This window comes from Streptococcus mitis, assembly GCF_001281025.1.
In the GTDB taxonomy this organism is placed as follows: Bacteria; Bacillota; Bacilli; order Lactobacillales; family Streptococcaceae; genus Streptococcus; species Streptococcus mitis_AK.
Genome location: NZ_CP012646.1, coordinates 343,762 through 368,748 on the forward strand (window position 1 = coordinate 343,762; position 24,987 = coordinate 368,748).

The window sequence follows — 24,987 nt, forward strand, 5'->3', positions numbered from 1 at the left end:
ACACCCATTATAAAGGAAAGCACCAAAAAATACCATTGGGAAGAGCCATACCCAATATTTTTCATCCTTTGTCCGAATAAATAGATAGAGCCAGAGAATCTAGGAAACCTAGATTTAAAACTGTGGTATAATAAAAGGAAGAAAAGGATGATTCTAAGTCATCCGGGCATCAGCCCAACCAATGATTTGGTTGCTAAGAAAATCTTTAGCAATCCAGAAATCACTTGTCAATTTATTCGCGATATGCTGGATTTACCAGCAAAAAATGTGACCATTTTGGAGGGAAGCAATATTCACGTATTACCCTCCATCCCTTATTCAGCGCAGGATTTCTATACCAGTATAGACGTCTTGGCAGAGTTGGACAATGGCACGCAGGTTATTATCGAAATCCAAGTTCATCATCAGAATTTTTTCATCAATCGCCTGTGGGCTTACCTGTGTAGTCAGGTCAATCAAAATCTTGAAAAAATTCGCCAGTAAGAAGGCAATACTCATCGAAGTTACAAACACATCGCACCAGTATATGCTATCGCAATCGTGGATAGCAATTACTTCTCAGATGATTTGGCTTTCCATAGCTTTAGTATGCGCGAGGACACAACAGGTGAGGCTTTAACAATTACAAACAATGGACAAGAAAACCATCTGGTCAAGATGGCGTTCTTAGAACTAAAAAAATACAGAGAAACCAGCAAAGACGAGGTTCGCAAACCGTGGTTGGAGTTTTTTGGGAATAAACCCTTTACCCAAGAACCAGAGCGAGCTATCAGCTAAGCAGACCAACTGCTGGACTACAAGAGCTGGTCCGAGGAGGACAGGAAGATGTTTAGTGAACTACGTATGCGTGAAGAACAAGCCTTGTTAGCACAGGATTATGCCTTGGAACAAGCTGAAGAAAAAGGCTTAGAGCGTGGGAAAGTTGAAGGAAGGGAAGAAGGGAAACTTTTTGCCTTCTTAGACATGGTCCACCAAGGTATTCTGACTTCCGAGGTTGCCAGTCAGCAGTTGGGAATAACTGTCTCTGAATTTGAAGAACTATTGTAAGTTTATAGAATAACATAAAAGTGAACAAAGCTGAAACATCGTTTTGTTTACTTTTTTCTTCTTCCAATAGAACTCTCATTATCGGCCATATCACAAAAAGAGAAGGTCATAAATCCTTCTCTTTTATATCTTCAACTAATTAGTTTTTGCGTTTCACAAATGGAAGGGCACCAAGGAGCAATCCAAGGAATCCTAATGATGCAATTGCAACATTATCTTTTCCACCAGTATTTGGAAGTTCTTTCTTATCATCTGCTTTTGCAGCTGGGGCTTGATAAGTATTGTCTTGGCTAGTTCCTGCTACAGTTGGTGCAACCGCAGGAGTTGCTGGAGCATCTGCTGGTGTTGCTGCTGGAGCATCTGTTCCAGAAGCTGATGGTGTTTTTGATACAAGTGCAGGTTCATTTACAGCTGTGTTATCACTTTGTCTACCTTCTTCTTTAGTTGGGCTACCAGTACTATCACCTACTTTTTTAATTTCAGGATACTCTGGAAGTTCTTCTTGAACTAAAGCTTCACCTTTTTCTGATTTAGGTTGTTCAGCTGGTTTATTTTCCTCAGCAGGAGCGGGATTTGTAGTTTCTTCAGCTTTTTTATTTGCCGCATCTAATTCTTTTTCTGCTTCTTTTGCAGTTAAGCCTTCTTTGAATCGTTTCACAAAGTCAGATCTCTTTTTAGCTGCTTCTTCCTTTAATTTTTCAATTACTTCCTGTTTTTGTTTTTCTAATTCAGGATCATTCTTCGTATCAGCTTTTTCTAATTCTGCAATTGCTGCTTTTAATGCCGCATCATAATTAGCTAAGAATTCTTTTTGCGCTGCTTCTTCTTTAGCTGCCGCTTCTTTATCTTCTTCTGCAGCCTTCTCATTCGCTTTATCGATTAATTCTTCGGCTTGTTTTGCAGTTAAGCCTTTTTTGAAGCCTTCTACGATTTGTTTTCTTGTTGCGTCTGATGCTGCTTTTAACGCTGCAATTGTGTCAGCTTTTGCTTTTGCTTCTTCTGGACTATTCGTTTCAGCTTTTTCTAATTCTTTGACAGCCTCTTCTAATGCTTTATCATAATTTGCTAAGAACTCGTCTTGTTTTGCTTTTGCTTCTGCTTCTGCTTTTGCTTCTTCCGCAGCTTTTTTATTTGCATCATCAATTGCTTTTTCAGCTTCTTCTACAGTTAAACCATTTTTGAAACCATCCTCGATTTCTTTTTTCTGTTTAGCTGCTTCTGCTTTTAATTTTGTAATGGCCTCTGCAACTTGTTTTGCTAATTCAGGATTATTTTGAGTATCCGCTTTTTTTAATTCTGCAATTGCGTCTTCTAACGCTTTATCAAAATTCGCTAAAAATTCTTTTTGAGCTGCTTCCTCTGCTTTAGCTGCTTCTTCCTCTTCTGCTTCCTCTTTTTTAGCAATTTCTTCTATTTCATTTTCAGTAGCTTCTGCGGTTTTCCCTGTCTTGAACCCATCCTCGATTTTAGCTCTCTCTTTAGCTGCTTCTGCTTTTAATTTTGCAATTGTCTCTTTAATACTTTCAGCTGATCCTGGATCATTTTTTGCTTCTTCTTCTAATTCTTTAATAGTTTCTTCTAAAGCTTGATCAAAATTAGCTAAAATTTCATTTTGAGCTGTAGTTTCTTCTGCAGCTTTTACAACTGACGGTTGAGAAGCAATAAATGCGGATCCCAACATAGCAACACTAGCCAAGCTAGTTAAAATTATTTTCTTTTTATCCATTTTAAAAACCTCTTTTTTATAATATATTCCTTTCCATTATAACGTTTCTTAATGTCATAAGCAAGCAATATAAATAAACCCTTTTAATTCATTTAAACTGGAAAAATTTATCCTTTCTAAATCTTATCTTTTCTTCAATCCACTACAGTTGACAAAGAGCCAAAAAAGCTAAAAAGCAGGAGATTTCTCCCCTGCTTTGATTTAATTACTTAAAATTAAACCCATTCACCATTAGCATTCACAGTATACCCATTAATTGTAGTATTAACTGCCAAAGCTCCTGAAGAATATGAATAATACCATTTACCAGCTACTTGGAACCAACCTGTCTTCATAGCGCCTGAACTAGCAAGATAATACCATGTTCCACCTTGGTTCAACCAACCTGTCTGCATAGCACCTGAAGCATTGAGGTAATACCAATTGCCATCTACAAATTTCCAGCCTGTCTGCATAGCACCTGAACCGTCAAGATAATACCATGTACCATTGTCTTTTATCCATCTAGTACCCATTTTACCTAAACTATCAAAATGATACCAGCTGCCATTTATAAATTTCCAGCCAGTTTCCATAGCACCTGAGCCGTTAAGATAGTACCAATTACCATCAACTTGTTTCCAGCCAGTTTTCATCACACCAGTTTCATCCAAGTAATACCATGACCCATCTTTGACCCAACCTGTCTTCATTCCATCTTCTTTAGAGAAATAATACCAATCCAGTCCAATTTTCTTCCATCCAACATGACGATTTCCCTCATCATCGATGAAGAATTTTTTACCATCAATTAAAACAATACCTGGTTTAAGGACACCTTCCTCATCTAAGAAATAATGTTTCCCGTCTACTGTAATATCCCCTGTTAGACGAACACCTTCTTTTAGATAGTAAGTTTTATCATCAATTTTGATAAAGCCAGTTTTCTTATCACCATTTTCAACAAAATAGTAAACCTTATCAGCAACTTTTACAAATCCTAACTGTTTGAAACCATCTTTTTCATCTAGGTAGTATTGCTTATCACCTGCAGTCAATAGACCTTTTTTCATAGCTCCATCAGCTTCAAAGTAGTAAGTCTTACCATCAATTTTTTGCCAGCCGGTAACCTTTTTGCCGTCCTTAATATAGTAGACCTTCCCGTTCTCCGTTTTGAATTGACCTGCAGAAGTAGACTGGTTTTGATTATTACTATTATTTTGGTTAGTATTAGTCGTTGAATTTGAACGATAAATATGGTAAAGTGTATCACCTTTTAATTCACCATTAACATAAGTATAGTTGGCAATATCCAGACGACTGGTATCAGAAGCTGCAGATCCTGTACGTGGATCTTTAATATCAACTGGAACATCACTACCAGGTTTATATTCTACAAAACGAACTGCTTTGACAGAAGAGTTAGAAGTTGTTGAGCCACTATTATTGTTTGTACCAGTACCATTTTGGTTATTGTTCCCATTAGTATTACTAGTGCTACCATTGTTTTGGTTGTTATCTCTATGGTATGGATTGGTCTGAGTACCAGAATTCGTAGTACCTGTTGTAGCAGTTGGCGCATACATATGATACATAATACCATTCTCTTCTCTACTAGAAGTATAGATATAATTTGCAATTTCAGGGTGATTCTCAATAGATGCAGCTGTCACAGCAGATCCTGTTAGTGCAGTTTTGATATCTACAGGTCCACCATTTTTAAATGTTGCATAGTGGACTTCTTTAACCGTAGAAGTTGTTGAAGTCGTTGTTGCCCCTGTTTCAGCAGCTTTTACTTGTTGGACCGTAGCCATCGCTAGCACTGAAGTAGCTAGCAAGATACCTGTTAGTGTTTTTCTCATAGAAAAAATCCTCCTGTATTAAGATAATAAATTTATCTAAATTATATCCCTTTCCTATAATAAATGCAATAAAAAACATAAAAAGTGTAGAAATATTTAAGAGTAACAAAAAGAGAGCAGTTCAAACCACTCTCTTTGTTATTTTATACCCATTCACCGTTGGCATTTACATAGTAGCCATCGACTGTAGTACTTACTGCAAGGGCACCTGAACTATAAGCATAGTACCATTTACCACCAACTTGGAACCAACCAGTTACCATAGCACCTGAGCCTTTGAGGTAGTACCATGAATCACCTACTTTAGCCCAACCTGTTTGCATAGCACCTGAACTATTTAGGTAGTACCAAGTGCCACCATCTTGCAACCAGCCAGTTTGCATCTCACCTGAACCATTTAGATAGTACCAAGTGTTGCCATCTTTAACCCACCATTTTTGCATGATGCCTTCAGCGTTAAAATAGTACCATTTACCACCATCTTTAAGCCAACCAACTTGACGTTTACCTTCTTTATTTACATAAATCCAATGATTGTCAACTTTGTTCCAGCCAGCTTTAGTATCAGAATCATCTGTCAAGAAGTACGTTTTACCATCAACAGTGATTTCACCGAACTTACGCTCACCTTCTTCAGTAACATAGTAATACTTATCTCCAGCATCCTTGATAAGACCAGTCTTACGTTCACCTTCTGCTGTGATGTAATACCATTTACCAGCACTGTCTTTTACAATACCTGACTTGGTTGTGCCATCTTCAGCAAAGAAGTACCATTTTGCCCCAACTTTATGAGCTCCAGTTGTCACAACACCATCTTTGACAAAATAAGTTTTACCATTATCGGTAACAACTTCTGTCTTACGAGCTCCATCTGACACAAAATAATAGGTTTTTTCTCCTACTTTAATGAAACCAGTTTTCTTAACACCTTGTCCATCTAGATAGTAACGTTCAGAGGTGTTTTCAAGTACTCCGTGAGCCATAACACCTTCACTATCAAAATAGTAAGTTTTACCATCAACATTTGCCCAACCTTTTACAGGGTTTCCTTTATAGTAAAGATAACGATTCCCAGCTGACTCACGCCATTTTACATCCTTGTCAGACGTCTTATAACCCTGAGTATTTAATTCACTAACTGGAGCATCTGGATCATTTACATGATCTTCAATCTTTGTTCCTTTTTCAACAAATAGGTAATATTTTCTCCCACCTTCAACAAAAGTACGTTGGTATTCAAAACCATCAATTGATGGATGTTTTGAAATAGGTTGATTACCATCTTCATAAAAAACTGTCTTACGCTCCTGTGAGCGCCCATTAATCACTGTGACCCACTCAGTTCTATAAACAACTTCTTCCGCACTTACTGGACTAGCAGTAGTAGCAGAATAACTTGTCAAAACTGCTGCACTTGCCATTGTTAGACTAGCTAATGCTAGAGCTAAAGCTTTTTTATTCTTCATTTGAATATTCTCCATTTTTAAAAATTTAGGTGATAAACCTAGCTTTATTGTATCTTATTTTTTAAAAAAATTCTAAGAAAAACTGAACTTTTTATGTAAAAAATAAAAAGCAGAAGAAATCTTCTGCTTTTTTGATTAAACTAGATTATTTAACCCATTCACCGTTTCCGTTTACAGTGTATCCACCTACAGTTGTGTTAACTGCAAGGGCACCTGAACCGTCAACGTAGTACCATTTACCAGCAACTTCAAACCATTGGCTAGCTTTCATAGCACCTGATGCTTCAAGGAAGTACCATTTGCCACCGTCTTGCAACCAACCAGTTTCCATAGCACCTGAACCGTTTAGGTAGTACCAAGTGTTACCATCTTTAACCCACCATTTTTGCATTACGCCTTCAGCGTTAAAGAAGTACCATTTACCGTCAACTTGTTTCCAACCAGTAGCTTGTTTGTTGTTGTCGAAGTAGTGCCATCCGTTTTCACCTTGAACCCACTCAGTACGAGCAACGTTATAAGTGTCAGTTTTTTCGATTGTCAACTCACCGTTAACAAACATGTCTGAACCTTCACGTACAACTTCTTCTGCATCAAGTAGAGTACCTACTGTAAGATTAGCAGGAACAAAGTAACCTTTTGGAGCTTGATCAACACGGTAAACTACATAACCACCGTTTTCAACAGCAAACTCAACATCACCTGCTGCGTCAGTAGTTCCTTCAATTAAAGCTGGTTTTTTGTAGTTGTCAAAGTCTTCTGGTGTTTTGTATACTAAAGCAGCTACTTTAACACCTGCTACAGGGTTACCTTGGACATCTTTAACATGTACACGAACATGAGTACCATTACCAAATACATCTGGTAAAACCTTACCATCTTTACCGATACGATTTCTTACAGCGTATGGGTTTGTAGCTGGAGTTGCTGGTTTGTATTGGTCAGCATCAGCAACTACACCAGTGTGAGCTGAAACAACTGTGTTTCCGCTATAGTTAGCTTGGTCGATTTTACCAGTAAGTGGGTTTACACGACCAGTACTATAACCGTTGTTACCATCAGCTGAAACAGCTTGTACAGCACCAAATGCTGCAAGAGCGACTGCGCTTGTCAATAAAACTTTTTTCATCGTTTTATCTCCTTTGTTTTTCTTTAAAATATTTTTCGTAAGACTATCTTACTACCATACAGTATATAAATATTTGCAGGATTTGTCAAGGGTTTTCTTCTACTTTTTAAAGTTTTTACCCATTTTTAGAAAAAAAGGTGAAAAAAACAACTTTGCGAGAGTGAATACGCTTAAAATATCCTATATTCAAGTGAAAATCTCACAATTTTTTGATCCTTGAGTAAAATCATTCATATCTAATCCACATAGACAGTTGGACAGAACTCACTTCTGTAGTATTATCCTATAACCCCTTCGAAATGTCAAGCAAAAATGACAAGTTTTTTGATAATAACTTGCCATTTTATAAACTTTCTACTATTTAAAATGTGACCTTATAGCAAGTCCTCAAACTCTGCGACCGTCATACCTAATTGCTGGCTGGCAACCTCAGGTGTCAGAAGACCTTGGCGAACGAGATTTAGTAGCATAGACAAACTTCCTTCAACTTTCCCACGCTCCAGTCCCTGTTCAATGCCCTCTGCGCGACCACGTTCAAGACCACGTTCTAAACCTTGTTCAATACCTTCGGCTCTAGCGGTTTCCAAGGCATAGTCCTGTGCTAACAAGGCTTGTTCTTCTCGCATACGTAGTTGACTAAACATTTTCCTGTCCTCCTCGGACCAGCTTTTGTAGTCTAGCAGTTGGTCTGCTTGGCTGATAGCTCGCTCTGGTTCTTGGGTAAAGGGTTTATTCCCAAAAAACTCCAACCACGGTTTGCGAACCTCGTCTTTGCTGGTTTCTCTGTATTTTTTTAGTTCTAAGAACGCCATCTTGACCAGATGGTTTTCTTGTCCATTGTTTGTAATTGTTAAAGCCTCACCTGTTGTGTCCTCGCGCATACTAAAGCTATGGAAAGCCAAATCATCTGAGAAGTAATTGCTATCCACGATTGCGATAGCATATACTGGTGCGATGTGTTTGTAACTTCGATGAGTATTGCCTTCTTACTGGCGAATTTTTTCAAGATTTTGATTGACCTGACTACACAGGTAAGCCCACAGGCGATTGATGAAAAAATTCTGATGATGAACTTGGATTTCGATAATAACCTGCGTGCCATTGTCCAACTCTGCCAAGACGTCTATACTGGTATAGAAATCCTGCGCTGAATAAGGGATGGAGGGTAATACGTGAATATTGCTTCCCTCCAAAATGGTCACATTTTTTGCTGGTAAATCCAGCATATCGCGAATAAATTGACAAGTGATTTCTGGATTGCTAAAGATTTTCTTAGCAACCAAATCATTGGTCGGGCTAATGCCCGGATGTCTTAGAATCATCCTCTTCCTCCTTTTATTATACCACAGTTTTAAATCTAGGTTTCCTAGATTCTCTGGTTCTATCTATTTATTCGGAAAAGAGATGAAAAAAACCTGAGAATCATCTCAGGCTTGGTCATTAAATCTTTTTCTCAATACTGAAAAGTGGAGAAAGTGGGCGTTTTTCATGGATACGTACAATAGCATCTCCTAGGAGATGAGCGATTGAAATTTGCTCAATCTTATCAATCAAACGCTCTTCTGGCAGATAGATGGTATCCAAAACAACCAATTTCTTAATAGCTGATTTTTGGATATTGTCCATAGCAGGACCAGAAAGAACTGGGTGCGTACAGCTCGCATAGACTTCAACAGCACCAGCTTCTGCAAGGGCATCTGCCGCATGACAAATCGTTCCAGCAGTATCAATCATATCATCAATCAAGATACAAGTCTTGCCTTCGACCTTACCGATGATGTTCATGACTTCACTGGTATTCATCTTATCAACACTACGACGTTTGTCAATGATAGCAATAGATGTTTTCAAAAATTCTGCCAACTTACGGGCACGAGTCACCCCTCCATGGTCTGGGCTGACAACCACATAGTCAGAACCAACCATGCCACGACGCTCAAAATAATCCGCAATCAGAGGAGCTCCCATCAAATGATCCACAGGAATATCAAAGAACCCTTGAATCTGCGCAGCATGCAAGTCGATGGTCAATAGACGATCCACTCCAGCTACTTCAAGCATATTTGCGACAAGTTTTGAAGTGATTGGCTCACGCGCTCTCGCCTTTCTATCCTGACGTGCATACCCATAGTAAGGCATGACAACATTGACAGATTCTGCACTCGCACGCTTCAAAGCATCCACCATAATCAAAATTTCAAGCAGATTGTCATTTACAGGCGAGCTAGTTGATTGTAGGATAAAGACGTGTTTCCCACGGATTGATTCTTCGATGTTGACCTGAATCTCTCCATCTGAAAATTGGCGAACACTTGATTTCCCCAACTCTATCCCAATCTCCTGCGCTACACGTTTTGCCAATTCTTGATTAGAAGAAAGGGCAAACAGCTTTAAATCAGAAAAAGACATGATTTCCTCCGGTATATATGTATCGCTTGTGCTTTTCACAAGATTTTTCCATCTACCATTGTAGCGCTTTTTGCACTATTTTTCAATCAAAAATAAAAGAAGGGTACCATATTTGTACCCTTGCATCATTCTTTTGAAAAATATTCTAGTTCATCAACTCATTGTGCTTCTCAACAAAGCGATAAGCCTGATAAAAACCATAGAGAGCAATAGCCGTAACCACTGGAATCGCTAGTGGCAACTCTGTCTCTAATTCTACAAAAGGAGAGTTAAACAAGAAATGAGTTCCCAAGGCCAAACCTAGGAAAATAAGCCCCTGTTTCTTGCCAACCTTCTGTCCTTTATAGGCTCTGTAAAGCAAGTAAACACCTACTACCGCCAAACCTGAAAAAGTCCAGTGAGAGGCAATTCCTGAGATGATACGCTCTAAAATTCTCGAAATAGTAAAGTCAAAGCCCTCTGGCAAATCTGTACGAATGTAGCCAATATCCTCAATCATTTGGAATCCCAAACCAGAAGCAATCCCAAGTAAAAACAAAGATTTTAATTTTCGCACAGGAATCAAAGCTAAAACAAAGACAAGTGGCAACAATTTCAAGGGTTCTTCTACCAAAGGAGCCACAATCGCACTTTCAAAGGCATTTAAAAATGCACTATCTGGGAAAAGAACCTCCAATAAATCATGGATATAGGTATTAGCAAAGCTAGACAACCAACCTGAAAGGAACATCCCACCCAATAAAGACAGAATCAAGGCATTCTTTGACAATTCCCATTTTTTCCCAATACGGAAAAGGAAATAAAGAGCCGGAATCATGTAAAAGAGAGCTAGAAAGATAGAAACTCCCATTAGGCCATATTCTGCACCTGACATCGAACCATCCGTATAGTAGATTGTTTCATACTGCAAACCAATACATAGCAATAAAATAAAAATAAATAAAATGCTGTTTTTCTTCATACACTTTCTTTCTATATGAAGTATTTATAATTCTACGACTGTCATACTTCCTGTATCCACATCGTAAATAGCACCAGAGATAATGACATCATCTGGTATTAGGGGAGAATCGATAAGGAGTTGCATGTCCTCACGTACACTCTCCTCTATATCTTGAAAGGGCAAGAAGTCCTGGTCTGACACATCGACACCTAGTTCCTCTTTTAAATACTCCTGAAAAGGCCCATTTTCAAAGGTCTGAGCACCACAGTCTGTATGGTGCAATACCACAATCTCTCTTGTCCCCATTTGTTGCTGGGAAATAACTAGCGAACGAATCATGTCCTCAGTCACTCGACCACCTGCATTCCGCAAGATATGAGCATCCCCAAGTGCCAAGCCCAGAGCTTGCGCCACGTGCAAACGTGAATCCATACAGGTCACAATAGCCACTCTTGTTTTGGGTTTAAGTGGCAGATTTAACTGCCCATGTAGGGCAACATAAGCCTGATTGGCTTGCATAAACTGTTCAAAATACGACACGATTCCCTCCTTGAAAATTTGATAGTCAAATATTTCTCCTATCTTATCATTTTTAAGAAGATTTGTCACGGATTATGCAAAGACCTTTTTCAAAACTTCCTGAATCGTTGTCACGCCAATAACCTGAATTTCCTTAGGCGAAGTGATTCCTGTCAAGGAATTCTTAGGTACATAAATTTTAGTAAAACCCAGTTTAGCAGCTTCATTGATGCGCTGCTCGATACGATTCACGCGCCGAATTTCTCCAGTCAAACCTAGTTCTCCTACAAAACATTCCTGAGGATTGGTAGGCTTGTCTTTATAACTCGAAGCAATGGCAACAGCAACAGCTAAGTCAATGGCAGGTTCATCCAATTTGACACCGCCAGCAGATTTTAGGTAAGCATCCTGATTTTGCAAGAGAAGACCTGCCCGTTTTTCCAAAACAGCCATAATCAGACTAGCACGGTTAAAATCAAGTCCTGTCGTCGTACGCTTGGCATTTCCAAACATAGTCGGTGTAACCAAAGCCTGAACCTCCGCCAAAATCGGACGCGTCCCCTCCATAGTCACAACGATAGAAGAACCAGTCGCCCCATCCAAACGCTCTTCTAAGAAAACTTGACTCGGATTGAGAACCTCAACCAAACCGCCCGACTGCATCTCAAAAATCCCAATCTCATTGGTAGAACCAAAACGATTTTTGACCGCCCTCAAAATACGGAAGGTATGATGACGCTCCCCTTCAAAGTAAAGCACCGTATCCACCATATGCTCCAACATACGAGGCCCAGCCAAGGTTCCTTCCTTGGTTACATGCCCTACGATAAATATGGCAATGTTATTGGTTTTGGCCAGCTGCATAAGTTCAGCTGTCACTTCACGCACCTGAGAAACAGACCCCTGCACCCCTGAAATCTCAGGAGACATAATGGTCTGGATAGAGTCAATAATGAGGAAGTCTGGTTGGATGCGCTCCACCTCAGCTCGAACACTCTGCATATTGGTCTCTGCATAGAGATAAAACTCGCTATCAATATCACCCAAACGCTCTGCACGTAGTTTAATCTGCTGGGCAGACTCCTCCCCACTGACGTAGAGAACAGTCCCAACTTGAGACAGCTGGGTTGAAACTTGTAGGAGAAGGGTTGATTTCCCGATTCCAGGATCCCCACCGATAAGAACGAGACTTCCCGGTACCACTCCGCCTCCAAGTACACGGTTGAATTCCTCCATGTCCGTCTTGGTTCGATTGACGTTGATAGAAGTCACCTCAGCCAGTTTCATGGGCTTGGTTTTCTCACCTGTTAAAGACACACGCGCATTTTTGACCTCGGCAACCTCAACCTCTTCTACAAAGGAAGACCAAGACCCACAGTTAGGACATCGTCCCAGATATTTAGGGGAATTATACCCACAATTTTGACATACAAATGTCGCTTTTTTCTTTGCGATGATAAACCTCTTTCTATATCTCTAACTCACACTCAATTACTTGGCAAAAATCAATCTTCTCATTTGGCACAAACTGGCGCATGAGCATGTTGTGAGTTACCACTATCACGGTCTGGTAATCTCGATACTTAGCCATGCATTCTAGAAAACGAGACTTCATCTCCGTAGCTGTCTCATATTGAATAGTACTATTAGGAAGTAACTCCCCCTTATTTTCTAGAAACATAGTACGAGCTTTTTCAAAATTATCTGTGCCACTTTCATAGACCTGCCATTCATGCAATAATGGCTCCACTCTCAAAGGAAGTTCAGTAACACAAGCCACATAAAAAGCCGTCTCTAAAGCTCTTGTGACTGCAGAAGATATGATTATTTCAGCTGAAGGGAGTAAAGGATTGGTGCTCAGTTTCTGGGCTTGTTGCCGTCCCTTCTCAGACAAGGGTGCCAAATCTATCCCAAATCCCGTATAAGAACGCTCCTCTAACTCACAATAATCTGGCTCCCCGTGACGTACAAAGATAATCTTCATTCTAGTGCCCTGTCGATCCAAATCCACCAGTTCGCACGCCATCAGCTGCATCTCCATCTGCAATTAAGAAAGGAGCAAAGACAGCCTGGACAACACGTTCCCCAACTTCAAGAACAACCTCTTGGTCTGTGATATTCTTCATCTGCGCAAAAATATGTCCTTCATTCCCAGGATTTCCATAATAATCCCCATCAATGACCCCAACTGAATTAATTAAAACCAAACCCTTCTTACGAGGGTTTGAAGAACGATCATAAAGGTAAAGAACCTCAGTCGGTTGCATATAAGCCTTAACCCCTGTCGGAACCAAGACAATCTCTCCTGGTGCAATAACTGTACGCACAGCAACCTTTAAGTCGTAACCAGCCGCATGCGCTGTCTCACGCTTGGGCAATAAATTTTCATCTGTAAAACTAGAAACCAATTCAAAACCACGAATTTTCATCATCTTCTCTTTTCTATTATCATTCATTCTAGATTATTCTATCTTATTTATTCGGAAAAAGCACGAAAAAAAGAGCACACAATTCAAATCGCTTAGGGCTGCTGGATTCCTCCCCTGACCCGCTTCACGCAGAACTGTTGCTCCACTATTTATTATATCACATTCCTATTCATTTTAAAAGCAAAATTATTTTTTCCGTCTATTTCTAAAAAAGTCCTGCATAATAGCTGCGCATTCATCTTCCAAAATTCCCGTTTCAACCTCCACACGATGATTGAGACGCTCATCTGTCAAGATATCGTACAAACTCCCAGCAGCGCCAAATTTCTGGTTTTTAGCCCCATAGACCACGTTTGGAATACGGGCAAGTCCAATCGCCCCACTACACATGACACAAGGCTCAATGGTCACAAAAAGCGTGCAATCAAGCAAGCGCCAGCTCTCCTCACTCAGGTTCGCATTCTCTATGGCCATAATCTCCGCATGCATAACCGCTCGCTGCAGTTCCTCACGCGCATTATGCCCACGGCCAATGATTTTGCCATCTTTGACAATCACACAACCAATTGGAATTTCATCGTGTTCAAGAGCAATCTCAGCCTCTTTCAATGCCTCTCTCATAAAGACTTCTTTTTCTTCAACTGTATAATTCATCAATTTCCCTTTTCCTACTTGTCGATTTTATTATTATATCATGAATCCCAAGACAAAAAAAGCCACCGAATGCGGTGACTTTATAGGGAGATTATTATGAAAAAGAAAAGTTTAGGATATTTGTTACAACAAGTTAGGAGGTCTTCTTGTAACTGTCTATAGTATACCCGACCTATCTTAAACAAATCTTAAAAATCTCTTAGGACCAAACACTTTCTAAAATATTTGTTTGTTCACGACCAGGACCTACTGAGAAAGTAGAAATACGAACGCCAACCAATTCACTCACACGACGAACATAGTTACGCGCATTCTCCGGAAGATCTTCCAAATTACGAACTCCAGTAATATCTTCTGACCAACCTGGTAACTCTTCATAAATAGGCTTGCAACGTTTCAATTGCTCAAGACTAGCTGGATAGTAGTCAATACGTTGACCATCAAGATCATAGGCCACACAGATTTTCACTGTATCTAAACCACTCAAAACATCGATAGAGTTCAATGAAAGGTTAGTGATACCAGAAACACGACGACTATGACGCATCACAACTGAGTCAAACCAACCCACACGACGTGGACGACCAGTTGTTGTACCATACTCATGACCTACTTCACGAATGCGTTCTCCCACTTCATCAAACAACTCAGTTGGGAAAGGACCGTCTCCTACACGACTCGTATAGGCTTTACATACACCAACAACCTTGTCAATCTTACTTGGACCAACACCAGAACCAATCGTAACACCACCAGCCACAGGGTTTGATGACGTAACAAATGGATACGTACCTTGGTCGATATCTAGCATAACACCTTGTGCACCTTCAAAAAGCACACGTTTTCCATTATCAAGCGCATCATTCAAAATGACAGATGTATCTGTCACATACTTCTTGATTTGTTGACCATATTCATAATATTCTTCAAAAATATCATCGAAAGCAATCGCTTTACTGTCATACAATTTTTCAAAAAGACGATTCTTTTCAGCAAGGTTACGTTCTAAGCGCTCACGGAAAATATCTTTATCTAAAAGATCGGCGATACGAATCCCAACACGAGCAGCCTTGTCCATATAAGCTGGACCAATTCCCTTGATTGTAGTGCCAATCTTATTATCGCCCTTAGCTTCTTCTTGCAAACGATCCAACTCGATATGATAAGGCAAAATGACATGCGCGCGATCAGAAATACGCAAGTTATCAGTTGTAACACCTTCCTCATGAAGATAGCTCAACTCTTTTACAAGAGATTTAGGATTTACAACCATACCATTCCCAATAACAGAGATTTTTTCAGGGAAGAAAATTCCAGATGGAATCAAGTGCAACTTAAATTTCTTACCATCAATCACAATCGTGTGACCTGCATTATCACCACCTTGGTAACGTGCAATCACTTCTGCATTCGCTGAAAGGAAGTCTGTAATCTTCCCTTTACCTTCATCACCCCATTGGGTACCTACAACAACAACTGAAGTCATAATCTTGTCTGAGCCCTCAGGCTCTTCCTTTCTCACATACATGGCAGGACTCTCACCTGCAATTATATCTTACAATTTATTATAAGAAAAAATCGCCTTTTTATCAAGAAGAAACAATAGAAAGATTTGCTATTTCCAACTATTAAAAAATGATTTAGAAATAATTCCGGCTATTTATCATTATATTCCTACAAAAAGTTAAATTTGTTCGGAAATTAACTCATACTGTCTCAACAAGCAACAAAACCTTGTTTCATTATCAATTTTTCAAGATACAAACGATAAGCAACACGATAATGGTAAACAATAAAATCCCGATAGCTCACAATACGATATCGGACAAGATAATAAATCAAAAACTTAAAATGAAAATGTTCCCAGTCCCAACTATTACCAAAGAAAGTAGCATACTCTTCTTCGATACTGTCATAGAAATCAGTCATCTGATCATAAATATTTTGTAGCATAAGCATACACTCCTTTACTTTTTATAAGCTTATTCTAACAAAAAATTATAAACAGTTATTATTAAATCCTGAATTGCTCAAATACTAACCTCAAAAAGATAATAAATAGGAAAAGTTGACAGAATAGGAAGAAATCTACTACCTAAATTTCAAAAATTAAGATAATGGAAGCGGAAGGATGCGAACCCTCGAAGGAGCGTATTTACAGTCCGTCACGTTTAGCCTCTTCGCTACCCTCGATTAAAGTACTAAAAAGATCTCCTTGCTCGAAAACGGAGGGCTATGAAACTTTACTCAGCAAAAAATATCTCACACCAAATAACTCAAAATAGATTATTAATTATATAAAAAAAGAGGCCTAAACCTCTTTTTCTTAACTACTCCGCCAGTAGGACTCGAACCTACGACATCATGATTAACAGTCATGCGCTACTACCAACTGAGCTATGGCGGATTAAAGCTAAGCGACTTCCATATCTCACAGGGGGCAACCCCCAACTACTTCCGGCGTTCTAGGGCTTAACTTCTGTGTTCGGCATGGGTACAGGTGTATCTCCTAGGCTATCGTCACTTAACTCTGAGTAATACCTACTCAAAATTGAATATCTATTCAAATCAAGAAAACCATTCGCTTTCATATTCTCAGTTACTTTGGATAAGTCCTCGAGCTATTAGTATTAGTCCGCTACATGTGTCGCCACACTTCCACTTCTAACCTATCTACCTGATCATCTCTCAGGGCTCTTACTGATATAAAATCATGGGAAATCTCATCTTGAGGTGGGTTTCACACTTAGATGCTTTCAGCGTTTATCCCTTCCCTACATAGCTACCCAGCGATGCCTTTGGCAAGACAACTGGTACACCAGCGGTAAGTCCACTCTGGTCCTCTCGTACTAGGAGCAGATCCTCTCAAATTTCCTACGCCCGCGACGGATAGGGACCGAACTGTCTCACGACGTTCTGAACCCAGCTCGCGTGCCGCTTTAATGGGCGAACAGCCCAACCCTTGGGACCGACTACAGCCCCAGGATGCGACGAGCCGACATCGAGGTGCCAAACCTCCCCGTCGATGTGAACTCTTGGGGGAGATAAGCCTGTTATCCCCAGGGTAGCTTTTATCCGTTGAGCGATGGCCCTTCCATACGGAACCACCGGATCACTAAGCCCGACTTTCGTCCCTGCTCGAGTTGTAGCTCTCGCAGTCAAGCTCCCTTATACCTTTACACTCTGCGAATGATTTCCAACCATTCTGAGGGAACCTTTGGGCGCCTCCGTTACCTTTTAGGAGGCGACCGCCCCAGTCAAACTGCCCGTCAGACACTGTCTCCGATAGGGATCACCTATCTGGGTTAGAGTGGCCATAACACAAGGGTAGTATCCCAACATCGTCTCCTTCGAAACTGGCGTCCCGATCTCATAGACTCCTACCTATCCTGTACATGTGGTACAGACACTCAATATCAAACTGCAGTAAAGCTCCATGGGGTCTTTCCGTCCTGTCGCGGGTAACCTGCATCTTCACAGGTACTAAAATTTCACCGAGTCTCTCGTTGAGACAGTGCCCAAATCATTACGCCTTTCGTGCGGGTCGGAACTTACCCGACAAGGAATTTCGCTACCTTAGGACCGTTATAGTTACGGCCGCCGTTTACTGGGGCTTCAATTCATACCTTCGCTTGCGCTAAGCACTCCTCTTAACCTTCCAGCACCGGGCAGGCGTCACCCCCTATACATCATCTTACGATTTAGCAGAGAGCTGTGTTTTTGATAAACAGTTGCTTGGGCCTATTCACTGCGGCCGACTTAAAGTCAGCACCCCTTCTCCCGAAGTTACGGGGTCATTTTGCCGAGTTCCTTAACGAGAGTTCTCTCGCTCACCTGAGGCTACTCGCCTCGACTACCTGTGTCGGTTTGCGGTACGGGTAGAGTATGTTTAAACGCTAGAAGCTTTTCTTGGCAGTGTGACGTCACTAACTTCCCTACTAAACTTCGCTCCCCATCACAGCTCAATGTTACAGATATAAGCATTTGACTCATATCACACCTAACTGCTTAGACAGACTCTTCCAATCGTCTGCTTTAGTTAGCCTACTGCGTCCCTCCATCACTACATACTCTAGTACAGGAATATCAACCTGTTGTCCATCGGATACACCTTTCGGTCTCTCCTTAGGTCCCGACTAACCCAGGGCGGACGAGCCTTCCCCTGGAAACCTTAGTCTTACGGTGGACAGGATTCTCACCTGTCTTTCGCTACTCATACCGGCATTCTCACTTCTATGCGTTCCAGCACTCCTCACGGTACACCTTCATCACACATAGAACGCTCTCCTACCATACCTATAAAGGTATCCACAGCTGCGGTAAATTGTTTTAGCCCCGGTACATTTTCGGCGCAGGGTCACTCGACTAGTGAGCTATTACGCACTCTTTGAATGAATAGCTGCTTCTAAGCTAACATCCTAGTTGTCTGTGCAACCCCACATCCTTTTCCACTTAACAATTATTTTGGGACCTTAGCTGGTGGTCTGGGCTGTTTCCCTTTCGACTACGGATCTTAGCACTCGCAGTCTGACTACCGACCATAATTCATTGGCATTCGGAGTTTATCTGAGATTGGTAATCCGGGATGGACCCCTCACCCAAACAGTGCTCTACCTCCAAGAATCTTTATGTCGACGCTAGCCCTAAAGCTATTTCGGAGAGAACCAGCTATCTCCAAGTTCGTTTGGAATTTCTCCGCTACCCACAAGTCATCCAAGCACTTTTCAACGTGCCCTGGTTCGGTCCTCCAGTGCGTCTTACCGCACCTTCAACCGGCTCATGGGTAGGTCACATGGTTTCGGGTCTACGTCATGATACTAATTCGCCCTATTCAGACTCGGTTTCCCTACGGCTCCGTCTCTTCAACTTAACCTCGCATCATAACGTAACTCGCCGGTTCATTCTACAAAAGGCACGCTCTCACCCATTAACGGGCTCGAACTTGTTGTAGGCACACGGTTTCAGGTTCTATTTCACTCCCCTCCCGGGGTGCTTTTCACCTTTCCCTCACGGTACTGGTTCACTATCGGTCACTAGGGAGTATTTAGGGTTGGGAGATGGCCCTCCCAGATTCCGACGGGATTTCACGTGTCCCGCCGTACTCAGGATACTGCTAGGTACAAAGACTATTTTAAATACGAGGCTATTACTATCTTTGGCTGATCTTCCCAAATCATTCTTCTATAATCTTTGAGTCCACATTGCAGTCCTACAACCCCGAAGAGTAAACTCTTCGGTTTGCCCTTCTGCCGTTTCGCTCGCCGCTACTAAGGCAATCGCTTTTGCTTTCTCTTCCTGCAGCTACTTAGATGTTTCAGTTCACTGCGTCTTCCTCCTCACATCCTTAACAGATGTGGGTAACAGGTAGTACCTGTTGGGTTCCCCCATTCGGAAATCCCTGGATCATCGCTTACTTACAGCTACCCAAGGCATATCGTCGTTTGTCACGTCCTTCTTCGGCTCCTAGTGCCAAGGCATCCACCGTGCGCCCTTATTAACTTAACCTTATTTTTCTGACCTTTCAGTCATAAACTCTTATTAATACTACAGCGTTTTCGGTTTATTTTCTTGTTACTATTTGATATAGATATTCAATTTTCAATGTGCATTACTTGGTGATCTCTCACCAATGGAGCCTAGCGGGATCGAACCGCTGACCTCCTGCGTGCAAAGCAGGCGCTCTCCCAGCTGAGCTAAGGCCCCACAAGACCTCTCAAGACTAAACAAGACCAATGCGCAGTTCCTTTTCCTTAGAAAGGAGGTGATCCAGCCGCACCTTCCGATACGGCTACCTTGTTACGACTTCACCCCAATCATCTATCCCACCTTAGGCGGCTGGCTCCTTACGGTTACCTCACCGACTTCGGGTGTTACAAACTCTCGTGGTGTGACGGGCGGTGTGTACAAGGCCCGGGAACGTATTCACCGCGGCGTGCTGATCCGCGATTACTAGCGATTCCGACTTCATGTAGGCGAGTTGCAGCCTACAATCCGAACTGAGACTGGCTTTAAGAGATTAGCTTGCCGTCACCGGCTTGCGACTCGTTGTACCAGCCATTGTAGCACGTGTGTAGCCCAGGTCATAAGGGGCATGATGATTTGACGTCATCCCCACCTTCCTCCGGTTTATTACCGGCAGTCTCGCTAGAGTGCCCAACTGAATGATGGCAACTAACAATAGGGGTTGCGCTCGTTGCGGGACTTAACCCAACATCTCACGACACGAGCTGACGACAACCATGCACCACCTGTCACCTCTGTCCCGAAGGAAAACTCTATCTCTAGAGCGGTCAGAGGGATGTCAAGACCTGGTAAGGTTCTTCGCGTTGCTTCGAATTAAACCACATGCTCCACCGCTTGTGCGGGCCCCCGTCAATTCCTTTGAGTTTCAACCTTGCGGTCGTACTCCCCAGGCGGAGTGCTTAATGCGTTAGCTGCGGCACTAAACACCGGAAAGGGTCTAACACCTAGCACTCATCGTTTACGGCGTGGACTACCAGGGTATCTAATCCTGTTTGCTCCCCACGCTTTCGAGCCTCAGCGTCAGTTACAAGCCAGAGAGCCGCTTTCGCCACCGGTGTTCCTCCATATATCTACGCATTTCACCGCTACACATGGAATTCCACTCTCCCCTCTTGCACTCAAGTTAAACAGTTTCCAAAGCGTACTATGGTTAAGCCACAGCCTTTAACTTCAGACTTATCTAACCGCCTGCGCTCGCTTTACGCCCAATAAATCCGGACAACGCTCGGGACCTACGTATTACCGCGGCTGCTGGCACGTAGTTAGCCGTCCCTTTCTGGTAAGATACCGTCACAGTGTGAACTTTCCACTCTCACACTCGTTCTTCTCTTACAACAGAGCTTTACGATCCGAAAACCTTCTTCACTCACGCGGCGTTGCTCGGTCAGACTTCCGTCCATTGCCGAAGATTCCCTACTGCTGCCTCCCGTAGGAGTCTGGGCCGTGTCTCAGTCCCAGTGTGGCCGATCACCCTCTCAGGTCGGCTATGTATCGTCGCCTTGGTGAGCCGTTACCCCACCAACTAGCTAATACAACGCAGGTCCATCTGGTAGTGATGCAATTGCACCTTTTAAGCAAATGTCATGCAACATCTACTCTTATGCGGTATTAGCTATCGTTTCCAATAGTTATCCCCCGCTACCAGGCAGGTTACCTACGCGTTACTCACCCGTTCGCAACTCATCCAGAAGAGCAAGCTCCTCCTTCAGCGTTCTACTTGCATGTATTAGGCACGCCGCCAGCGTTCGTCCTGAGCCAGGATCAAACTCTCATTAAAAGTTTGAGTTCTCACTCATTTCTGTCACTGACAGATTTATTGTTTTTTTCATTGTTCAGTACTACAACCTTAGTTGTAGTGCCCTGCACATTGGTTCGTCTTGTTCAGTTTTCAAAGGTCTTTGTCACTCACTTCTCTCAAGCGACAACTATATTAGTATATCACAGGTGCTTTCGCTTGTCAACACTTTTTTGAAACTTTTTTAATCTTTTTTTCATCAAGTGCCTCAACCGCAACATACCATAGTCCGTACGGGATTCGAACCCGTGTTACCGCCGTGAAAAGGCGGTGTCTTAACCCCTTGACCAACGGACCAGAGTTGTTATTTTCAACTCTTACTATTATACCGACTTTTCAAACTTTGTCAACTACTTTTTCTGTTTTTTTCTTTTTTTTGCATAGCTTCTTACCGAGTACGGATATCAAACTCCTTAAACACAATACGTAAGTCTTTTAATACTCTTTGACGCCCTCGGAAGCGTTCATGTCTTAGGACCCGTTCTAACTCTTCTTGTTTGTCTTTACTTTGTTTACTTCTATAATCTCTTAGTGTCTCATGAAAGAGATAATAATCATCTAGACACAGACCTCCCTCACTGATACGATGACTAATCTCACCTACTTCTTCATACGGTTCTTTATCATATCTTCGTTTTTGACTTTCTTGCTTACGGATATAGTCTAGAATTCGATTACGGAACTTAGTCTTAAAATATTTCCTTAAACGAGGAATATCTTCTACTAGCTCTTCTTCTCTACTGATCAATTCATGTAAGCAAATCATTCCCTCTTGGTCCCAATCCGATAGCTCCCATAAATGAAGGTAATATTCATTTCTACTTTTATATACAATTCCCTGGACTTCTTTATACAATTCTTTAAACATAACGTTCCCCTTTCTAGATACAGTTTAACAGATTCAGAAACACTTTTGTCCCATTTCCCCCATTCTGTTCCCTACACCGTCTAAACTGCACAAAAAAGAGAGGACACGCCTCTCTTGGGGTTATTTTTCGTCATTCATTTTTGACTTTACTTCATCATAGGATAGTGCATGTGATTCCTCTTCGACTGTTTCAGGCATCTTTCCTGTTTCATAAAGAGCTTTAATTTGTGTACTATCCAATGTTTCGTATTTCAATAATGCTTCTGCAATCAACTTGTGAGTTTCACGATTTGATTGGATGATTTCAGCAGCTTTATTTCGTGCTTCATTTAATAATGAACGAACTTCTTCGTCAATTTCATAAGCTGTTTGTTCTGAAATTGATTTTTGAGGACTCTGTGCACCAAACATAGCATGGTTTCCTTCATATTGTACTGGGCCAAGTTTTTCACTCATACCGTACTCTGTAACCATTGCACGCGCCATCTGAGTAGCTTGTTCAAAGTCGTTTGAAGCTCCTGTCGTTTGGACATTAAAGATAATTTCTTCAGCTACACGTCCACCCATTAAGCCAGCCAATTGCTCTTTCATATCTTCTTTAGATAGAAGCATTTGATCCTCTTTAGGAAGTGCAATCATATAACCGCCTGCACGGCCTCGTGGTACGATAGTAACTTTATGAACAACACGGGCATTCGATAAGACTAGACCAACAATGGTGTGTCCAGCCTCATGGTAGGCAACCAATTCACGTTCTTTTTGTGAAACTGTCTTATCTTTCTTAGAAGGACCAGCAATAACTCTATCTTCTGCTTCATCAATATCTGAGGCATCAATTATTGATTTATTGCGACGAGCAGCGACTAAAGCAGCTTCATTCAATACATTCTCTAAATCAGCACCAACAAAACCTGGAGTTTGTTGAGCCACTAATTTCAAATCAACATCTTCTGCTAAAGGCTTGTTCTTAGCATGAACTTTCAAGATTGCTTCGCGACCTTTAACATCAGGACGGCCAACCAATACTTTTCTATCAAAACGTCCTGGACGCAAAAGGGCAGGGTCAAGTACATCTGAACGGTTTGTCGCAGCGATGACAATAATCCCTTCATTTCCCTCAAAACCGTCCATCTCAATCAAGAGTTGGTTCAAGGTTTGTTCACGTTCGTCATTACCTCCGCCAAGACCGACTCCACGTTGACGTCCAACAGCATCAATTTCATCGATAAAGATAATAGCTGGTGCTGCTTTTTTGGCATCTTCAAAAAGAGAACGAACACGACTAGCTCCAACTCCGACAAACATTTCTACAAAGTCAGAACCTGAGATACTAAAGAATGGAACACCTGCTTCTCCAGCAACTGCCTTAGCAAGCAAGGTCTTACCTGTCCCCGGAGGTCCCTCTAAAAGAACACCTGCTGGAATACGGGCCCCAAGTTTTGTAAATCGTTTTGGATCTTTTAAGAATTCAACAACTTCAACTAGTTCTTGTTTTTCTTCCTCAGCTCCAGCAACATCTGAAAATCTTACTTTAATATCTTCTTTATTTGCGGCTTTAGCCTTACTACGTCCAAAACTCATTGGGTTACGGCTATTATTTCCTCCCATATTTCCCATCATAGAGAATAGGAAGAAGAATAGAATACCGAATGGCACAATGGATACAAGAATATTAATCCACATACCACTTGAACTTTCATGCTTAACAGTTACTTCCGCCTTATGGTCAGAAGCAAGTTTTTGCAATTCTGATACTGTAGTATCTGAAGGAAGAATAATACTTGAAAATTTCTCTACTGTTGTAGCAGAAGGAGAAAAGAACTGGATACCTGTTTCTTCTTTACTTGTTTTAGGATTTTTATAGACACCTGAAACTTCGATAACACTGCCATTTGGTTGGTAAGTCAATTCTTTTACATTGTCATCGGTAATTTCTTTTACCAATTCTGTATAATTAATTTGCTCACTTTTCCCTGCAACACTACCTGTACTAAAATACTGGTAAGCTGTAACTAGGAAAAAAATAAGTAATAACCATAGAAAAGGATTTTTAATTAAACCATTATTTTGTTTTTTCATTAAAAATTGTTCTTTCTAATTTGAATATACTTCTTCTTTCAATACTCCAACATAAGGAAGGTTACGATAGTTTTCTTTGTAGTCTAAACCATAACCTACTACAAACTCATTTGGGATAGTAAAGCAGGTATAGTCTGCCTCAATTTCTACAACACGTCCCTCTGGTTTATCCAACAAGGTTGCAATTTTAACAGAAGCAGCCTCTCTTGCTTTAAACATATCTCTTAAACTCTTCAAAGTTTGACCTGTATCAATGATATCTTCTATAAACAGAACATGTCTTCCTTTGATATCTTGAGTCACATCTTGCTTGATATTAATGACACCACTACTTGCTGTTCCACCATGGTAGCTAGAAACCATCATGAAGTCCATTTCAATATGTGTATCAATATGTTTAACCAATTCAGCCATAAAAGGGATAGATCCTTTTAAAATCCCAATTAAAATCGGATTTTTTCCTGCATAGTCTTTAGTTAGTTGGGCACCTAATTTTTTAGCAACTTCTGTAATTTCATCGTGTGAAACAAGGATTTTTTTAATATCGTTTTCTAACATT

The 24,987-nt window shown here is 41.2% G+C and carries 16 protein-coding genes, 3 tRNA genes, 3 rRNA genes, 1 other RNA gene and 2 pseudogenes; 1 reads left to right on the forward strand and 24 read right to left on the reverse strand.

The genetic code is table 11. From position 1 onward, the window contains the following. Positions 1 to 147 precede the first annotated feature (147 nt). A pseudogene (locus RN80_RS10030) lies at positions 148 to 1,047 on the forward strand (Rpn family recombination-promoting nuclease/putative transposase). 139 nt (positions 1,048 to 1,186) lie between these two features. Here the strand turns inward: RN80_RS10030 and RN80_RS10080 are convergent. From RN80_RS10080 to hpt, 24 genes and pseudogenes are all read right to left on the reverse strand, one after another. Further along, entirely contained in the window at positions 1,187 to 2,773 is a 1,587-nt protein-coding gene (locus RN80_RS10080) for an LPXTG cell wall anchor domain-containing protein (RefSeq protein ID WP_253275440.1), read from the reverse strand. A gap of 215 nt (positions 2,774 to 2,988) precedes the next feature. Then, complete coding sequence (locus tag RN80_RS01845; protein WP_060627308.1) at positions 2,989 to 4,614, reverse strand: N-acetylmuramoyl-L-alanine amidase family protein; 1,626 nt, start codon at positions 4,612 to 4,614, stop codon at positions 2,989 to 2,991. A gap of 143 nt (positions 4,615 to 4,757) precedes the next feature. Next, entirely contained in the window at positions 4,758 to 6,083 is a 1,326-nt protein-coding gene (locus RN80_RS01850) for an N-acetylmuramoyl-L-alanine amidase family protein (RefSeq protein WP_049544004.1), read from the reverse strand. A gap of 145 nt (positions 6,084 to 6,228) precedes the next feature. After that, positions 6,229 to 7,209 carry an N-acetylmuramoyl-L-alanine amidase family protein gene (locus tag RN80_RS10200; protein WP_049544006.1) on the reverse strand — a complete coding sequence of 327 codons (981 nt, stop codon included), beginning with the start codon at positions 7,207 to 7,209 and terminating at the stop codon, positions 6,229 to 6,231. Positions 7,210 to 7,583: 374 nt separating this feature from the next. Then, a pseudogene (locus tag RN80_RS09900) lies at positions 7,584 to 8,531 on the reverse strand (Rpn family recombination-promoting nuclease/putative transposase). A gap of 118 nt (positions 8,532 to 8,649) precedes the next feature. After that, entirely contained in the window at positions 8,650 to 9,618 is a 969-nt protein-coding gene (locus tag RN80_RS01865) for a ribose-phosphate diphosphokinase (RefSeq protein WP_033682853.1), read from the reverse strand. A 145-nt stretch (positions 9,619 to 9,763) separates the two neighbouring features. Beyond that, positions 9,764 to 10,579 (reverse strand): PrsW family intramembrane metalloprotease, encoded by an 816-nt coding sequence (locus RN80_RS01870; RefSeq protein ID WP_060627309.1) that lies wholly within the window; start codon positions 10,577 to 10,579, stop codon positions 9,764 to 9,766. Positions 10,580 to 10,603: 24 nt separating this feature from the next. After that, positions 10,604 to 11,101: a beta-class carbonic anhydrase gene (locus RN80_RS01875; protein WP_004240973.1), complete on the reverse strand. Its 498-nt coding sequence runs from the start codon at positions 11,099 to 11,101 to the stop codon at positions 10,604 to 10,606. Between the two features lie 72 nt (positions 11,102 to 11,173). After that, complete coding sequence (gene radA / locus RN80_RS01880; RefSeq protein ID WP_080998473.1) at positions 11,174 to 12,535, reverse strand: DNA repair protein RadA; 1,362 nt, start codon at positions 12,533 to 12,535, stop codon at positions 11,174 to 11,176. Positions 12,536 to 12,548: 13 nt separating this feature from the next. Continuing rightward, positions 12,549 to 13,106 (reverse strand): histidine phosphatase family protein, encoded by a 558-nt coding sequence (locus RN80_RS01885; RefSeq protein ID WP_172672628.1) that lies wholly within the window; start codon positions 13,104 to 13,106, stop codon positions 12,549 to 12,551. Beyond that, the gene (locus tag RN80_RS01890) at positions 13,066 to 13,509 is read right to left on the reverse strand and encodes a dUTP diphosphatase (RefSeq protein WP_000701987.1); all 444 of its coding nucleotides are present in this window, start codon (positions 13,507 to 13,509) and stop codon (positions 13,066 to 13,068) included. The genes RN80_RS01885 and RN80_RS01890 overlap by 41 nt, the downstream gene beginning before the upstream one ends. A 56-nt stretch (positions 13,510 to 13,565) precedes the next feature. Then, positions 13,566 to 13,663, reverse strand: an RNA gene (gene ffs, locus RN80_RS01895) — signal recognition particle sRNA small type. A 32-nt stretch (positions 13,664 to 13,695) separates the two neighbouring features. Then, positions 13,696 to 14,163: a tRNA adenosine(34) deaminase TadA gene (gene tadA, locus RN80_RS01900; protein WP_060627311.1), complete on the reverse strand. Its 468-nt coding sequence runs from the start codon at positions 14,161 to 14,163 to the stop codon at positions 13,696 to 13,698. Positions 14,164 to 14,362: 199 nt separating this feature from the next. Further along, the gene (locus RN80_RS01905; RefSeq protein WP_001832534.1) at positions 14,363 to 15,649 is read right to left on the reverse strand and encodes an adenylosuccinate synthase; all 1,287 of its coding nucleotides are present in this window, start codon (positions 15,647 to 15,649) and stop codon (positions 14,363 to 14,365) included. 230 nt (positions 15,650 to 15,879) lie between these two features. Next, entirely contained in the window at positions 15,880 to 16,116 is a 237-nt protein-coding gene (gene comW, locus RN80_RS01910) for a sigma(X)-activator ComW (RefSeq protein WP_060627312.1), read from the reverse strand. 380 nt (positions 16,117 to 16,496) lie between these two features. Beyond that, positions 16,497 to 16,570, reverse strand: a tRNA-Asn gene (locus tag RN80_RS01915). A 5-nt stretch (positions 16,571 to 16,575) separates the two neighbouring features. Beyond that, a 5S ribosomal RNA gene (gene rrf / locus RN80_RS01920) occupies positions 16,576 to 16,691 on the reverse strand. Between the two features lie 76 nt (positions 16,692 to 16,767). Next, positions 16,768 to 19,668: ribosomal RNA gene (locus tag RN80_RS01925) — 23S ribosomal RNA — on the reverse strand. Between the two features lie 125 nt (positions 19,669 to 19,793). After that, positions 19,794 to 19,866: transfer RNA gene (locus RN80_RS01930), tRNA-Ala, on the reverse strand. A 51-nt stretch (positions 19,867 to 19,917) separates the two neighbouring features. Then, positions 19,918 to 21,463 (reverse strand): 16S ribosomal RNA (locus RN80_RS01935). The 16S, 23S and 5S rRNA genes sit together here with 3 tRNA genes alongside, the layout of an rRNA operon. A 243-nt stretch (positions 21,464 to 21,706) precedes the next feature. Next, positions 21,707 to 21,778: transfer RNA gene (locus tag RN80_RS01940), tRNA-Glu, on the reverse strand. A gap of 91 nt (positions 21,779 to 21,869) precedes the next feature. Further along, positions 21,870 to 22,349: a transcriptional regulator gene (locus RN80_RS01945; RefSeq protein WP_060627313.1), complete on the reverse strand. Its 480-nt coding sequence runs from the start codon at positions 22,347 to 22,349 to the stop codon at positions 21,870 to 21,872. A 120-nt stretch (positions 22,350 to 22,469) separates the two neighbouring features. Continuing rightward, positions 22,470 to 24,428: an ATP-dependent zinc metalloprotease FtsH gene (gene ftsH / locus RN80_RS01950; RefSeq protein ID WP_033684689.1), complete on the reverse strand. Its 1,959-nt coding sequence runs from the start codon at positions 24,426 to 24,428 to the stop codon at positions 22,470 to 22,472. 15 nt (positions 24,429 to 24,443) lie between these two features. After that, positions 24,444 to 24,986: a hypoxanthine phosphoribosyltransferase gene (gene hpt / locus RN80_RS01955; protein WP_060627314.1), complete on the reverse strand. Its 543-nt coding sequence runs from the start codon at positions 24,984 to 24,986 to the stop codon at positions 24,444 to 24,446. Position 24,987 lies beyond the last annotated feature (1 nt).

Coding starts and splice junctions, on each gene's coding strand:
- RN80_RS01850 (WP_049544004.1), bottom strand. CDS start 6,083: ATGAAGAATAAAAAAGCTTTAGCTCTAGCATTAGCTAGTCTAACAATG.
- comW (WP_060627312.1), bottom strand. CDS start 16,116: ATGCTACAAAATATTTATGATCAGATGACTGATTTCTATGACAGTATC.
- RN80_RS01865 (WP_033682853.1), bottom strand. CDS start 9,618: ATGTCTTTTTCTGATTTAAAGCTGTTTGCCCTTTCTTCTAATCAAGAA.
- RN80_RS01870 (WP_060627309.1), bottom strand. CDS start 10,579: ATGAAGAAAAACAGCATTTTATTTATTTTTATTTTATTGCTATGTATT.
- RN80_RS01945 (WP_060627313.1), bottom strand. CDS start 22,349: ATGTTTAAAGAATTGTATAAAGAAGTCCAGGGAATTGTATATAAAAGT.
- RN80_RS01905 (WP_001832534.1), bottom strand. CDS start 15,649: ATGACTTCAGTTGTTGTTGTAGGTACCCAATGGGGTGATGAAGGTAAA.
- RN80_RS10080 (WP_253275440.1), bottom strand. CDS start 2,773: ATGGATAAAAAGAAAATAATTTTAACTAGCTTGGCTAGTGTTGCTATG.
- RN80_RS01890 (WP_000701987.1), bottom strand. CDS start 13,509: ATGAAAATTCGTGGTTTTGAATTGGTTTCTAGTTTTACAGATGAAAAT.
- hpt (WP_060627314.1), bottom strand. CDS start 24,986: ATGTTAGAAAACGATATTAAAAAAATCCTTGTTTCACACGATGAAATT.
- tadA (WP_060627311.1), bottom strand. CDS start 14,163: ATGAATTATACAGTTGAAGAAAAAGAAGTCTTTATGAGAGAGGCATTG.
- RN80_RS10200 (WP_049544006.1), bottom strand. CDS start 7,209: ATGAAAAAAGTTTTATTGACAAGCGCAGTCGCTCTTGCAGCATTTGGT.
- ftsH (WP_033684689.1), bottom strand. CDS start 24,428: ATGAAAAAACAAAATAATGGTTTAATTAAAAATCCTTTTCTATGGTTA.
- RN80_RS01845 (WP_060627308.1), bottom strand. CDS start 4,614: ATGAGAAAAACACTAACAGGTATCTTGCTAGCTACTTCAGTGCTAGCG.
- RN80_RS01885 (WP_172672628.1), bottom strand. CDS start 13,106: ATGGCGTGCGAACTGGTGGATTTGGATCGACAGGGCACTAGAATGAAG.